This is a genomic window from Rhizobium sp. NZLR1b (assembly GCF_019685155.1).
GTDB lineage: Bacteria > Pseudomonadota > Alphaproteobacteria > Rhizobiales > Rhizobiaceae > Rhizobium.
Genome location: NZ_JABDWC010000027.1, coordinates 14,419 through 28,848, shown reverse-complemented (window position 1 = coordinate 28,848; position 14,430 = coordinate 14,419). Strand labels below are relative to the sequence as shown.

Below are 14,430 nucleotides of genomic sequence, written 5' to 3'. Positions count from 1 at the left end.
CTTGGATTTATCGCACGCGGCAATCGCTCTAGGGCGATATTTCGTGAAGGCCTTTGTTGGCGGCGCTGCCGCACGTGAATTTGACGGAGAACCCAATGACATATCGTATTTCGGTCGATACCGGCGGCACCTTCACTGACGTGGTGGTATCGGACCCCGAAGGCAATCTGACCATCGGTAAATCGCTGACCACGCCGGATCGAGCGTTCGAAGGCGTCAGCAACTCAATCGCCAACGCAGCGGAGCAGCTCGGCAAGACTCTGATCCAGCTGCTTGCGGAAACTTCGCTGTTCATCTACGGCACCACGCGCGCCACGAACGCGATTGTTACCCGCCAGGGTGCAAAGACCGCGTTCCTGACGACGGATGGTTTCCCGGATGTTTTGGTGTTCAAGGAAGGTGGAAAGCGCAACCCCCACGACTTCAGTGTCGATTTCCCGGAACCGTACATTCCTCGTCGCCGGACCTTTGAAATCGACGAGCGGATGAGTTCGGAAGGTACCGTAAGCCGTCCCCTCAACGAAGCTCACGCCGTCAAGGTGTTGCTGCAGTTGAAGGAGGAGGGCTACGAGGCCATTGCTGTGAGCCTGATCTGGTCCGTGGCGAACCCTGCGCACGAACGGCGCATTGGCGAATTGATTGAGCAACACCTTCCGGGTTTGCCATATACATTGTCGCACCAGTTGATCCCTATTGTTCGTGAGTATCGTCGCGCTTCCGCCACTTCAATCGACGCGTCGCTGAAGCCCCTGATGCAACAGCATCTCCGTCGCCTGAACAGCGATTTGCGCGAAGCGGGTTACGAAGGAGACGTCCTAGTCTCGACCTCAATTGGCGGCTGCAACCAGATTTCCGACGTCATCAGCAAGCCAATCCAGCTCGCGAAGTCCGGTCCCTCGATGGCACCGGTAGCCTCCCGTGCGTTCAGCACCATCGAGAACTGCGGCGGCGACATCATCGTCTGCGATACCGGCGGAACGACCTTCGACGTCGGTCTCGTCCGAGAGAATCAGCTCGTCTACTCGCGTGACACCTGGCTGGGTGGAGAATGGACCGGTCATCTCCTCGGAATCTCCTCCGTCGATATCCGCTCCGTAGGCGCTGGCGGTGGTTCCATTGCCTGGATCGATGACGGTGGCCTTCTGCGCGTCGGTCCTCACTCGGCTGGCTCGGTTCCGGGGCCGGCTTGCTACGGACGCGGGGGTCAGAAGCCTACGGTATCGGACGCCGCCTGTGTGCTGGGATATTTCAACCCTGATTACTTTCTGGGTGGTCGGATGACGCTCGACAACGAAGCCGCCCGCAAAGCTGTGGAAACGGTTGCGACAAGCATTGGTCGGTCCATTGAAGAAGCCGCATACGGCATCCTGAGCCTGGCTTCGGAAGTAATGATCAAGGCGATCCACGACATCACCATCGGGCAGGGTATCAATCCGCGCGAAAGTGTCATTCTTGCCGGGGGCGGGGCCGCTGGCGTCAACATCATGCTGATTGCAAAGGAGTTGGGCTGCAACAACGTGCTGCTCCCGAAGCAGGCATCTGCCTTGTCAGCGTCCGGTATGCACTTCGCGAACATTCTGACGGAGGAGTCTGTTACCCACTTCACGACAAGCGCCAACTTCGACAGCGCCGGTCTGGCTAACACATTGCAGGGTCTGACCGAGAAGCTTGACGCCTTCTACGCCGGTCTGACGAACCTACCGCAAGGCACCAAGCACCGCATTGAGTATTTCGTCGAAGCTCGTTACGCGAGCCAGGTTTGGGAAATCTCGACACCGGTGGTCGATCCCGACTTGTCGTCTGACGAGGCGAGGAACGCACTCATCGAGAGCTTCCACCGCACACACGAGCGTCTCTTTGAAATGCGCGACGAAGGGAGCTCCATCGAATTCATCAGCTGGAAGGCCCGCTTGAGCGTCGAAACGGGCATCTCGCAGACAGCCAAAGAGCCGGTCGGATACTCGGAGAGTTTCTCCGGTCCGGAAATGTACCGCAACTGCTTTTTCGGTTCCGGTAATCCAGCCAGGACCAGGATTCATCAGGGCGACAACATTAAGCCCGGCATGATCTTCTATGGACCATGCATTATCGAAGAGCCCACGACAACCGTCGTTGTGTTCCCTGACATGACCGCCCGCGTAACGGCCAATGGCCATTATCTTCTCACGTTCTGACCGAGGCCTGATATGACCGACACTAATAACTCTAAGCTCGATACCGTCCTAACGGCAGTTCTAGCCAACCGGGTCGATGGCATCGTCCGAGAAATGACCAATACGATGCTGAAGACGGCACGGTCCGCCGTCATCAACTCCGCCCGTGACTTCTCGTGCGCTATCGTGACCGCCACGAACGAGTTATTCGCCAGCGCTGAGGGCCTCCCGATCCACATTTTCGGAACAGACTTGCAGACCAAAGTAATGTGCGACAATCACCCGGACATCGCCGAGGGCGACTGCTTTCTGCATAACGACCCATATTCCGGCAATACGCACGCCGCCGACCACGCTTTCATGGTGCCTGTGTTCTTCGAGGGCGAGCACCATTTTACAGCAGTCGCAAAGGCTCACCAGGCCGATTGCGGCAACAGCCTACCGACGACCTACATGTCGATGGCTAAGGACGTTTACGAAGAAGGGGCGTTGATTTTCCCGGCCGTACGCATCCAGCGCGATTACAAGATGGTGGGCGACGTCGTGAATATGATGCAGAAGCGCATCCGGGTTCCATCGCAGTGGTACGGTGACTTCATGGCCGGGATTAGTTCTGCTCGCATCGCTGAGCGTCGTCTGAAAGAGATGTGCGCAAAGTACGGCAAGGAAACGATCAAGACTTTTATCACATCCTGGCTTAATTATTCGGAGCAGCGCATGGTCAACGCCGTCCGTTCTCTTCCAGCGGCTAAACTTGAAAATCATGGCCGACATGACAGCATGCCATTCCTTCCTGAAGGTATCCCGCTCCAGGTGAAGGTCACGGTCGATCCGGACTCGGCCTACATCGACATTGACCTTCGCGACAATATAGACAACGTCGATTGCGGTCTCAACCAGAGCGAAGCCACAGCGACCTCCGCCGTCTTGGCCGGTCTGTTCAACAGCTTGAACAGCGACGTTCCGCAAAATGCGGGTTCATTCCGTCGCGTTCGCGTCCATCTCCGCGAAGGTGCGGTGGCTGGCATCCCGAAGTTCCCGCATTCCTGCTCGGTCGCGACAACCAACGTGTCGGACCGTATGATCAATCTCACGGGGGCGGCATTCGCTCAGCTTGGGGATGGGCAGGGGTTGGCCGAAGGGGCGGTTGGCCCAGGCATCGGTATGGCGGTCGTATCCGGTCGAGACCCGCGCTTTAATGGTGCTCCGTTCATCAACCAAATCCATCTCAACATTAACGGAGGTCCGGCGTCTCCAAAGGCCGATGGTTGGATAACCTACGGCATCCCGGTCGTTGCAGGTCTAATGTATCGAGATTCTATCGAGATCGACGAACTGAAGCATCCGCTGGAAGTTCGGCGTCTGGCTCTTCTCCCTGGCACGGGCGGGGCAGGGCGCTTCCGTGGAGCGCCGAGCGCTGAAATCGAATTCGGGATTAAATCAGACGCGATGACAGTGATGTACCCTGGCGATGGTCAGGAAGAACCACCAAAGGGCGTGCGGGGTGGTCTCGATGGTGCCCGTGCAGAACGCTTCGTCATCCGTAAGAACGGTGAGAGCACCAAGCTGCCTAACGCAGCTCGCATCGAGCTGGCTCCAGGTGATGCCGTTCGCGGAATCGATTGCTCCGGCGGCGGGTACGGTTCGCCGTTGGAACGTGATCCCGAGCGCGTGCTGAACGATGTCCTCGAACGGTACGAGACCGAGGAGAGGGCTGCCGACGTCTATGGGGTCATCTTCGACAGCTATCCCGTCCGCGATGGTTCCAAAGTTGATGTGAAGGCCACCGGCGAGAAACGACGTGCTCTGGCGACCATCTGAGAACAACCTTCATCACTTCCCTGGCCCGCACACTAAGCGGCGGGCCTTCTTCGCCGCGCCTTCGGGCGCGGCTTTTTCAATGGCCGAGAGGTAACGATGCATTCTTCAAGCAAAAATACTCAGGTCGGAAAAGACGCCGCACTCAATGAAGACAGAGCGCCTGATGGACTGAGGGCTAATTATGGTCCAATTGGAATTAAGGCTGTAGCGGCCGCCTGTGTGGGTAGAAAAGCCACCAAGCCGGGCGGGGAGATCAAAAAGCTTACTGTGCAGCACCTGAGGTCGCTTGATGATCGCGCAGATCATCAGGAGTGACGCTTGAGAGCCGGTGGTTATAGGTAGGCGCTGGAACTCAACCAGGAGGGTGGCTAAGAGTGATGCTCTCGAACGGCATGAAAAATCGAGCAGCGGATAAGCTATCCCGGAATAAAACTGTGGTGTCACTATCCATTCCGCCCATGTCAACATGCGGTTCAGCGTGACGAAGAAGTCCTTCCAAATCTCACGTCGAAGACGTTTAGGCTGAACCGCCAGCATAGGCGATCGAGGACATCGGGCCCACCAATTCCTTTGGCGGGCCATCTACGAAGTCAATACCGTGCTCCACGGGACAAATGACGACAGGTTTTATTGGGAGGATTGTGAAGGGGCGAAGGTTGCCCATGCGTTCCCGCGGCTGTTCAACGGCTATGAGCGGCGGGTGGCCGATCGCAGACTCGCGACAATTCCCCTACTGCCTAAGAGCGCGTCACGGGCATCACACTGAACGGCCGTCAGTCTCATGTGCGCGACAGTCAGGAATTCGAATGTCGCCATCTCAATGACTGGGTCCGTCATCGCGGTTCTCAAGCACGATCTCGGGCAGCCCTCCAACTCGACAGACAAGCCGCGACTGCCCAGATGTCAGCGTTTGAGTAGCCGAGCCGCGGGGCTTCGACCCCGCTTTTCTCTAAACACCATGCGACGTGTTTTGGCAAAGAAAAAAGGGCCGACGGAAAACCGCGGCCCATGAGTGTGAAGGTCATGCACCTCCCCGACCGAGAGATATGACAATGTCTAGCTTTTTTCGTCATCCCAAAGACGCGGTCGTTCCCGACTCTGTATTGCCTGCCAATTGCAACGCTTTCGCTCGCCGCATGATTTAGGCGGTTGCCGTTACGCCGAGCGCCGCGCCAGCCATGAACCGGGAGCCAAAATCACCAGGCAAAGCTGGCGCGTGGCTCATTGGTGCTATCGGTGCCTAAAAGAGCAACTACGGTCTATTGCATATCAGACATCACAGAAGGGGCTGTGTATGCAGGTCAAGTCCCAAGCTGTTTCCCCTTATCCACCGGTGTGACCTCCCAATCTATTAAGTCGATAGAACGCCGAAGGATCGCTTCAGCCCCAGTGAGATCGGCCGAGCTGGCGATAATATGTCCAATTATATCCGAGCAATCGCCTCTCCGGACAAGGGAAACACCGGGCTCAACATAGAAGGCGACCTCAGCGATTCCTGGTACAGCGGCGGCAAGGTCGATACCGCGGATGTGGGCTAGCGTGCCGTCGCAATCGGGCGCTAAAAATTGGGCTACCGAAGCGCGGGATTGTCTTATGGGGTGATCAGACTCTTCTCCAATCACGCACTTGATATGCTGCTCAATGATGTCCACACCGTGGGCAAGCTGAATCAGCCGTGGAGTGGTCCACCCTGGAAGACGTGGATTGACTTCCATTATGACGGGGCCGCTTTCGGTCCAAAGCAATTCGATGTTGGCTGGGCCCCAGCCAAGACCTAGTGCTTGCAGGCATCGTAACGAGATATCCGAAATTTGATCATACTGTTCCTCGGTCAGCTGGGCCGGGAAAATACTCTGGTAGGGGACAAAATGCGGCGGGGGACCGAAGTAGCCGGAACCGACGGCAACAACCTCATTCCCCATTGTTACGACGTCGTAGAAAGGGCCTTGTGCGAATTCCTCGACAAGAATCGTTTGCGAAGAACGCCGTGGGATCGTCTCTCCTAGCAGGTAGGCCGTATGTTCGGCGAGCTCGCCCGCATCGCGGCATAACCGTACGCCGCTGCTGCCGTTGCCCATTGCTGGCTTAACAATAACCGGCAGCCCTATGTCGGTGGCTGCCATATTCACGCTTTTTGCACTAGTTGCCCGCCGGAAACCTGGAACCGGTAAACCGGATTGCATGAGGAGTTGACGTTGAGCGAGTTTGTCAGAGCACCGTTCGATACATTCAGGATCAGGGCCCGGCAGATTGAAGTGTCGGCATAGTTTTCCGACGGTCACATAGATTGATTCGCCGCGAGTGGTAAAACCCGTAATTCCGGCGATATCATAAGTTGCAGCTAGCTTGAGGCATTCATGCAACATCGCATGGAAATCCTCGGTATCAACCGCTATCGCCTCACTGCCTTCCGCAATAATGTAGTGATAGTCGGTTGGGTCAGTGGCCAGCGTAATTGGATGAAGTCCCTGGCGTTGTGCCGCGTGAACATACATTTGACCATTATTCCTCGAACCTTCAACGAGGATGAGTGCTTTTCTTTTCATCGTGGTGACCTTTGACGTGCGAGCTTTATCTGGGCGTCCGCGACGGGTTTCCAAAAAAACCGGTTTCTGCAGCCATTTCTCCGGATGCAGAGGTTCACGTGTACCGATCGAGTCCCTCCGATCATTGAGTGGAATGATTTGCAAGTCTCAGTCATGGTATGCCCCCCGCCAGAAGTCTGGTCTGGATATCGGATTGAAGCTGCGGCAGCTTGGACATAAGATACTTGTTGTTCTCCGCTATACGCTGGAGAAACTGTTGATCGTACATGGTCACATAGTTGAGCCTCGCAACTGCGGCTGCCTGCAACACCGGGATTGACGAGAGATCTATTACAATTAGCGGTGCCAGCCGTAGAAGAGCGTCTTGAAGAACAGCTTGGTATTCTGGGTTTACGTCAGCGGTTGCGATGACAACGGCGGAATGCGGTTCCGGTATGCACCCGATCTCTCCTGGACGCATCATGTCGACTCCTATTTTTAACCTGGAACCGAGACGTTTGCGAAGATTTTTGGGATTCCGCGTAACGACGACAGTTGAGCGAAACATTTTTCCCGGGCCAGTACTGACAAGCTCGCGGCCGAGCATACCGGCGCCGATCACGTAAAGGCGATCAGGTACAACTGAACCCCCAAGCTGCTCCGCGATCATGTCGCAGACAATTCGATCGTAGTTGAATGGTGCCGTGAAGCGCTGCCGCTCGCGTGACCCGCAACTCACGTCAATTGCCAATCGCGAGATGCGGCAAATCCGAAGGTCCGGATCAAGCAGTCCCACAGCTTTCGAAAGTTGCTCTTGAATGTAGGGCTCCCCAAGGATCTGGGATTTGGCACCTGAGGAGATCTCTGCTAATCGCTGGGCGACAGCGTTTGATCCTTCAACAACCTTGTGTGGAAAACCACGGAATACTTCGATGTCCGTGCTTTCGACGTCGAACTTTTCGCCATAAACTTCAACTCGCAAACAAGTCGTCAGCAAAAGAAGTCCACGTCTTGCGAGATCGACACCCATTGGCTTTATTTGCGCAGAGTGCCGCGCCATTTGAAGGGGTGAAGTCATTTCGTAATCTACGTAATGGCCAACAACTTCGTTCATAGCCCTACTCCTGACGTTTGTATGCGGCTTTCGGGTTGTCCGGAATTTCGCGGAAGCCTCCTGTGCACCTCTCCGAGCGGCGACTTGCAGAGCCACCGTGCCGGAATCTTAGGTACCGGATCGCCATTGCGATTGACGGCGAAGCTTTGGCTGGGATCAGCGCGGCGCTGAGGTATTGCGTTATAATCACCCCTCATTTTCGATTGCTGGTCACAACGGTCCTTGTGATCGTCGTGCCAATTGATTGATTCCGAAGAGAGAGGGACCTTAAACTCCGCAACGAGTCGATGCGAAGTTGCAAGGCCGATGCATAGAAGAAGCGTCGGCCGAGCATACCCTCGACGGCAGTGGCTTATGATCGTATTTGTCACCGGGTGGACGCGTATCTGCGCAGTGTCCGGCACTTGTTTGATACAGACCACGATGTGCATAGTTAAGCTCCCAATCAGATTCGGGCATCAGGGACCCGGCTTACTCTGAGCACTACTCGTGCCAATCAGGTTGCGCCGGTAACCTCTAGAGATTGAACGTGTTTCGTTGTCGCTGTAGGGAGGGGTGTTGTAGGGTCGCCGACATGTTCTGTCGTAATTGGCCCCGGCTTTCGCCCGGAGAGTAGCGACGGAGCGTTCGTCATGTCCTGGAGATCAAACCTAGCAGCAGGTATTTTTCCATGCACTTGCGGGAACTGGGAATCATTGCACGTTCAGATATCTGGTCAGCCAGGGCGACGCTGCATATTGAGTTGAATGGTCCTGCGCGACATAACGCACCAAACATCGTCGCAGCCGAAACCCTTCCGCCCGTCGACTGCAGGTACGCGCTTCGCAAATCAATCATGAGCCCGGCATAGACCGACGGATTGAGACGAACCCGGCGGAGATTCTCGACAAGAGGATCTGCGACCTTCCAGCGACGATGGCGCACTGCAGGCGAAGCCTTCCAACGATCGAGCGCGTTGGCGAACCGTCACGGCTGCACCAGATGGCTGTTGCCCGCCTCCCCTGTGAGAGATCCAGGCGAACCGGCCGTTCATTTATCGATACCGGCGCTGGAGCGTGTATTGATCGTAATGGTTTCGATCATTAATGCGCCCGCGCAAGGTGCTCGGGGACGAGTATGTTAATCGGGCTCTCGGCAATGCCGACGATTTCTCCCGCCCTTCCAGTTCTCAGTGAATATTGCTGGGGTGCCGCCTGCTCCGACAATGGCCTCGACCTCAAGCAGCGCAGCCTTGTCAACCTTGGAATGCTCGCGGCCCGCCGACCAGGCAGCGACGCGACGTAGATGGCGGCCGACCGGAGTAGGCCTCGATTGCATGCACCATATATGCCGTGGGCGGTCAGGTACGGCGGCATGCTGAGCGTCAGTTCGGAATCGAGGATCGCCTACTCCTGATGAGGCGCGACGAGATCACGACTTTCCGTTCGGCGGTGTCGCTACGATGGCGATCGGCCCGCCGTGGTCGCCGCCCGCAAAAGCGGCAGCCGCTCGCCGGTGGCAAGGTAGATACCATAGACATCATCAAGCCAACCCGGGGATTTCGAGAGATAGACGACGAGCTTTGCCGTATGCGGCGCGCTGCCGCCGCCGATCGATAGGACAGCTTCGATGCCGCGCTGGCGGCAAAGTTCAGCCGCCGCTCCGATGACATGCGATGGCGGGTAGGTGACCAGGCCGTCGAACACGGTAAGCGCGATATCCCGCGGGAATATACCATCAACCAATGCTGAAGAGCGGTATTAAGCGGAAGCAGCCATGGCCGCATAACTTGAACGAAATGGTCCCGAGTAAATCTGGCGCGGTTCAACCTCACGCAAATGCGGGATGTTCTTGCAACACCTCATTTGCTAGTTTTCCTCTGCCGATGTGATCTTCTTGCTGAGGTCCTTATCCGTCGAGCGCACGTGGATGCGCAAAATACGTGAGTTCACTTGCTTAGCCTCTGGATTCGGAACTCGCCTTTCCTGCAGTCGTCGAGCGCGAAGCCAGCGAGACATAGAACGGGGCGCGGCCCCAAACCTCGAACATGATGTCCATTATCTCTGCATTGGCGCAATTCAGCGATTTCATCGCTTGCTCGTACGACGATCGGCCTACCGCTCCGCTTGAGAGCTCATACAATGATCGGCCTTTGTCCCGCGCTTGCCGGATCGCGTCCGACTCCCAGACGGTTGCTGTCAACAGATCATCCCCCAGGGATTCCCGCAACATTGCGATTGACTTCTGCTGTGAGACGTCACGCGGATCGTGCCTTGTCACCAGATATTTGAAGAAATCATGATTTACGGTCCTCCCAGCCCTTTCGATCAGTGCGACGAAATGCGTGAAAGAGTAGAGGGACGAGGTCATTGACACGATCTCAGGCATCTCAGGGCGGACCGTCACAAGAACGCCGGTTGCTGCTTCATATGCACCCGCGGTCAGAAAGCCTCCATCTCCGCAGGCGAGAACGATCACATCATAATCCGCCTCAACTTCCTTAAGCGCAGACACCATCCTGGCGCTAGCGTCCGGGTACCTCAATTTCTCGCTACGGAAGCGCCGGTCACACTCCTCTTCAAAAAAAGAGAGTTCGGCAGAGCCCGGAACGAGATCAAGACCATCAAAAAGGGTGGGTTGGATTGCTGGCCGCATACTTTCCTGATGCTCGTCAAAGCGTATCGCCGCATAGATGCTCGCATTGTGGACTGGATAACCAAAGTAGTAAAAACCGAACATCTTAGATAACGAGCCGTGCGAATCGAGATCTATAGCGAGGACGCGGAAACCTTGAAGTGCAAGGCCTTGAGCCAGATAAAACGATGTGGTGGTGCTTGCGGGACCGGCGACTACCGAGATGATCTGCAGCTTATCACCCTCGCGTCGCCGCGGGCGAAACTTCAAAGCCTCTTTTGGACGGGCTGAAGCGAGATGATTACGGAGTTCGTTGATCTGTTCCAGTGTATAGGAGCGTCGTCCTGCGGTCCCAAGCTCGGGTGTCGGGCCTTGCCCATCAATTGACAACTGGCGCAGATAGCTACCCGACACACCGAGAATCTCAGCGACCTCGCCCAACGAGAACGAGCGCAAGGTCCTGAGGTCTGGAAGTGGTGCTCTGGCAGCCACGCCCTGCGCCTTTATGGAAGCCCAAATACTATCGCTATGGCGCCGAACGCGCTCCACTATACGCTCTTCATCGTCTGGTTTCTCGGATTGTGGCATAAAAACCTCGTGACGGGTTTTGTAATGAATGACGGTTCTATTACGACATTAGGTAGGCAGCAGTCAATATGCTTCGCCTCATCGCTCTATCGAGACGGCCTTTCGTCAGCCTCATCTGATGTAGTTGTATTGCTCCTCTTCGTGAGAGCGCAGCGAAGCATTTCCTCGGCGACCCGCTTCGGGCTCGGGCGTGGGTCAGTCTTCGAGCGGAAGTATGTTCCTCCATCGCGGGGGCCTTTGCAGGTGAAGCAATCAATCCAGCCGCGCTGACGGTTCTGCTCAACGGCATGACCTATTATGCAAAGACACTGAGCGGCGTGACGCTGCAAGTCGAAGACGCACAGAACGACGTTTCCAAGCAGCAGAGCCAGATCCAGAATTTCATCGCCTCCAAGGTCGATGCAATCATCGTCAACCCTGTCGATACCGATGCGACCACGGCAATGTCGAAGCTCGCAGCCGATGCCGGCATTCCGCTGGTTTACGTCAACCGTCAGCCGGTCAACGTCGACACGCTGCCGGACAAGCAGGCCTTCGTCGCTTCCAACGAGCTGGAATCCGGCACGCTGGAAACCAAGGAAATCTGCCGTATTCTCGGCGGCAAGGGCAAGGCCGTCGTCATCATGGGCGAGCTCTCCAACCAGGCTGCGCGCATGCGGACCCAGGACGTCCATGACGTCATCAAGACCGATGAGTGCAAAGGCATCGAGATCGTCGAAGAGCAGACGGCCAACTGGGATCGTACCCAGGGAGCCGACCTGATGACCAACTGGCTCTCCAGCGGCATCGAGTTCGACGCCGTCATCTCCAACAATGACGAAATGGCGATCGGCGCCATCCAGGCGCTGAAGGCGGCCGGCAAGGATATGAGCAAGGTCGTTGTCGGCGGCGTTGACGCCACGCAGGACGCGCTTGCCGCCATGCAGGCGGGCGATCTTGACGTTACCGTGTTCCAGGATGCCGCCGGCCAGGGCAAGGGCTCGCTCGATGCAGCGCTCAAGCTCGCCAAGGGCGAAAAGATCGAAAAGAAGGTCTACATTCCCTTCCAGCTCGTGACGCCTGCCAACGTCAAGGACTTCGTCGCCAAGAACTGAGACGAGTGCCAAGCAGGATGCGGGCTTTGCCCGCATCATCTTTTCGGGCGATCGAAGTTCCTCAAATCCTTAAAGATGAAGGGCCCTTGAGCTCAGGCTGCTGCGCTTGATCCCTATGCGCCTTTCTCAGGCGATCTCTTCAAGACGACGGCCGATCAACAGCGCCCGGCAGGTTTCTCACAGGCTCTGGCCGAATCTGTGGGCCACGAGCGTATCGCGCCGAGGCAACTCTCGAGTTGTCTGTCCATCGTTCTCCGGTTGGGAATGATCAGTGCATCACTCTCTACGAGCTTCCCTACCGGGGCGAACGCTCCTGCCAGATCAGAAGCTACTTGTCGGCCGTCGTGAGTGTGCGCCGCAGTTGGGAGCTTGGGTTACCTCTCGTCGGCTGCTACGCAAGGGTGTCCGCCCTTCATCGCGTCAGACCTGTACTCTGCTGCACAAACTGGTAGAAAGTGCGCCTGCGGAATTCGAAGAAACTGTCCGTTGCCGGACGCGGTCGGCAGCGGTGGAGCTAGAAAACGGATGCACGTTTTCCGGCTGCCAAAAGGAGCCTTAATCGACATGAACATGGTCTCGAAGATTGCGAAACCCCCAGTTGCCCCGTCCGTTGGCGCTCTGCTTGCAGAAGCTCGCCTGGCTCGTGGCTATTCGCTGAACGACGTCGCAGAAACCACTGGTCTGACTGTGGCAGAGGTGACAGCTCTGGAGAATGACGCGGATTTCGACGCGTCCAGGATTCGAAGGACTGCATCCGCTCTAGGGATTCTAGAAAAGATATGCGATGCGCCGCGCTGACATCGTTGAACAGCTTCTTCCACGGCTGCACCTTTTTCAAGGAAGGTGGGTGCAGCAACTCACGGGGCGCTTCAATGGGATGCTGTTCAACTCGGGCACGGTTTTCAAGGGTAGGGCAGGGAACCTCGGCTGTGATGTTCGGCAACCAGCTGACTCTTCAAGGGGAATGGCGCGGCTGGCGCAGTTCTTTCGCTCGTAAATTCGGCGTGATCGCCTGCAGATCGGCTCCTGACAACGGTCGAGCGACGGCCGGGACGACGCTGGATATTGGGTTGAATGGTCCTGCGCCGCGCGATGGCCTCGGTCGTGGGCCAGCTCGCGCTTGGTGTAGGGGCGCATAATCGTGCGTACGAGCAGATTTCTCCGCGTCGATGCCCGCCTTCTAGGTTCATACGCGCTCGCCCCAGTGTGTGACAAAATCCGCCGTAGATTTGACGGCTCTATATTACCCTGTGCTGCTGCTTGCTCGCAAAGTTAGTGAAGCTTCGCGGGCCTTCTGCGATTTATTGTCCGTCAACATTGCGCATCGCCCGCGCGGAGTCGCCCTGCAGCGATATCAGGAGCTGCAATGCTCGATCGGCTAGGCCCGCCGGCACAAAAATATGGTCGTGGTGATATGCAGCCACCATGTTGCACGGTATGCCAGCTTCTGCGAGACAGGCAGCGACGCCCGCCGTGAGGCCGACGCCATCGAGCGCAGAATTCACATTGAGAGTGATCTGGCGCAACGCAAGTGAAGTTTCGAACCCCGCTCCGTGCGCCTCTCCTTTCTCGAGGACGACTGCCAAGCCTTCTCTTTCATGAAATGTCGCGATCGGGTTTAGATTGTGAACTTTGCTCCCTTCATTGGGTAACGAGCAGAACACATACTCGCCGTCTTCGAGCGAGGGCTTCATATTCGACAGCATCTCGAACTTGTCTCGCAACACAGTAGTCATTATAGCGGTCCCGCTGTCGATAATCATCGTGTCTTAAGGTGGTCAGTCATTGTGTAGGACGGGAACCGGGAGCGAACAAATGAGATTTCCTTAACTGACATAAGGCAGATTGTCGATGTTGGATCGATTCCGTCGCTCAAAGCTTGCGTTGCGAAGGACTTCGACAAGTGCCTGAAGCTGTGATTACAGGTTTTGACCTTGCCCTCAAGTTTTATCCAGTTTTGAGTTCGCTCCAGCGGTTTTTGGTTGCTGTTGTTGGTTCGGTAGCGGCGGGTTGCGGTGCGGAGCCATTTCGGCTGCGCAGCACAGGATAGAATTCCCGGCATTGCAAGTGGCAAACGTTACGCGGCGAAAAACAATCCACGGCGAGGCGCCGAGGCTTTGCGATGCAAGCTCCGTTCGCCGTCGATTCCGGAAAGTGCTCCGCCAATACTGATGACAACGAATGGAACGGCAACAACTGTATGAGCGATGATGACCCTAAGTAGGTATTCGTCAGGCCGAGTCGAGCGAGAAGCACCTGCATCCGAACACCAAGCACCACCGCAGGCACCACCATTGGCAGACGGAAAAGTGTGCGGAATGTCCGCGCAATAAAAGGGTTCGAGCTCGAAGGCCCAAAGAAGCCGCCATTTCAAGTAAGGTGGCTAACAACGTAGTCCCGCCACCAATCATCAGGCTGTTGACGATCGATCGCCGCCACGTGTCCGCCGGAAGCAGTTCCTCAAACCAACGAAGGGAATAGGACGGAACAGGGTAGGTCAGAATTACGCAAAGACCAAGGCG

Annotated in this window: 10 protein-coding genes and 2 pseudogenes; 5 read left to right on the top strand and 7 right to left on the bottom strand. The window is 56.4% G+C overall.

Annotated elements, in window-relative coordinates:
- Window positions 1-95: 95 nt before the first annotated feature.
- Both HJB84_RS28090 and HJB84_RS28085 read left to right on the top strand, forming a co-directional pair.
- Window positions 96-2,174 (top strand): hydantoinase/oxoprolinase family protein, encoded by a 2,079-nt coding sequence (locus HJB84_RS28090; RefSeq protein WP_127431713.1) that lies wholly within the window; start codon window positions 96-98, stop codon window positions 2,172-2,174.
- A 12-nt stretch (window positions 2,175-2,186) separates the two neighbouring features.
- Complete coding sequence (locus HJB84_RS28085) at window positions 2,187-3,974, top strand: hydantoinase B/oxoprolinase family protein (protein WP_127431712.1); 1,788 nt, start codon at window positions 2,187-2,189, stop codon at window positions 3,972-3,974.
- A gap of 105 nt (window positions 3,975-4,079) precedes the next feature.
- On the opposite strand, the gene HJB84_RS28080 is transcribed toward HJB84_RS28085, so the two are convergent.
- From HJB84_RS28080 to HJB84_RS28070, 3 genes are all read right to left on the bottom strand, one after another.
- A complete protein-coding gene (locus HJB84_RS28080) occupies window positions 4,080-4,511 on the bottom strand; it encodes a hypothetical protein (protein WP_127431711.1) in 432 nt (143 codons plus the stop codon).
- A 764-nt stretch (window positions 4,512-5,275) separates the two neighbouring features.
- Window positions 5,276-6,520 (bottom strand): ATP-grasp domain-containing protein, encoded by a 1,245-nt coding sequence (locus tag HJB84_RS28075; protein WP_127431729.1) that lies wholly within the window; start codon window positions 6,518-6,520, stop codon window positions 5,276-5,278.
- Between the two features lie 151 nt (window positions 6,521-6,671).
- Entirely contained in the window at window positions 6,672-7,613 is a 942-nt protein-coding gene (locus tag HJB84_RS28070; protein WP_168277109.1) for a hypothetical protein, read from the bottom strand.
- Window positions 7,614-8,698: 1,085 nt separating this feature from the next.
- On the opposite strand from HJB84_RS28070, the pseudogene HJB84_RS28065 reads away from it, so the two are divergent.
- A pseudogene (locus tag HJB84_RS28065) lies at window positions 8,699-8,870 on the top strand (carboxymuconolactone decarboxylase family protein); the annotation flags it as partial.
- Window positions 8,871-9,049: 179 nt separating this feature from the next.
- Here the strand turns inward: HJB84_RS28065 and HJB84_RS28060 are convergent.
- Both HJB84_RS28060 and repA read right to left on the bottom strand, forming a co-directional pair.
- Window positions 9,050-9,298, bottom strand: a complete 249-nt coding sequence (locus tag HJB84_RS28060; protein ID WP_168277108.1) for an iron-containing alcohol dehydrogenase — start codon at window positions 9,296-9,298, stop codon at window positions 9,050-9,052.
- Window positions 9,299-9,548: 250 nt separating this feature from the next.
- A complete protein-coding gene (repA, locus tag HJB84_RS28055; RefSeq protein ID WP_221117544.1) occupies window positions 9,549-10,814 on the bottom strand; it encodes a plasmid partitioning protein RepA in 1,266 nt (421 codons plus the stop codon).
- 224 nt (window positions 10,815-11,038) lie between these two features.
- On the opposite strand from repA, the gene HJB84_RS28050 reads away from it, so the two are divergent.
- On the top strand, window positions 11,039-11,908 hold the full coding sequence (locus HJB84_RS28050; RefSeq protein WP_168277146.1) for a sugar ABC transporter substrate-binding protein: 870 nt from the start codon (window positions 11,039-11,041) through the stop codon (window positions 11,906-11,908).
- A 564-nt stretch (window positions 11,909-12,472) separates the two neighbouring features.
- On the top strand, window positions 12,473-12,706 hold the full coding sequence (locus HJB84_RS28045; RefSeq protein ID WP_131702551.1) for a RodZ family helix-turn-helix domain-containing protein: 234 nt from the start codon (window positions 12,473-12,475) through the stop codon (window positions 12,704-12,706).
- Window positions 12,707-13,209: 503 nt separating this feature from the next.
- Here the strand turns inward: HJB84_RS28045 and HJB84_RS28040 are convergent.
- Window positions 13,210-13,644, bottom strand: coding sequence for an ACT domain-containing protein (locus HJB84_RS28040; RefSeq protein ID WP_168277106.1), 435 nt, complete (start codon window positions 13,642-13,644; stop codon window positions 13,210-13,212).
- 308 nt (window positions 13,645-13,952) lie between these two features.
- Window positions 13,953-14,415, bottom strand: a pseudogene (locus HJB84_RS33795) (ABC transporter permease); the annotation flags it as partial.
- Between the last annotated feature and the right edge of the window lie 15 nt (window positions 14,416-14,430).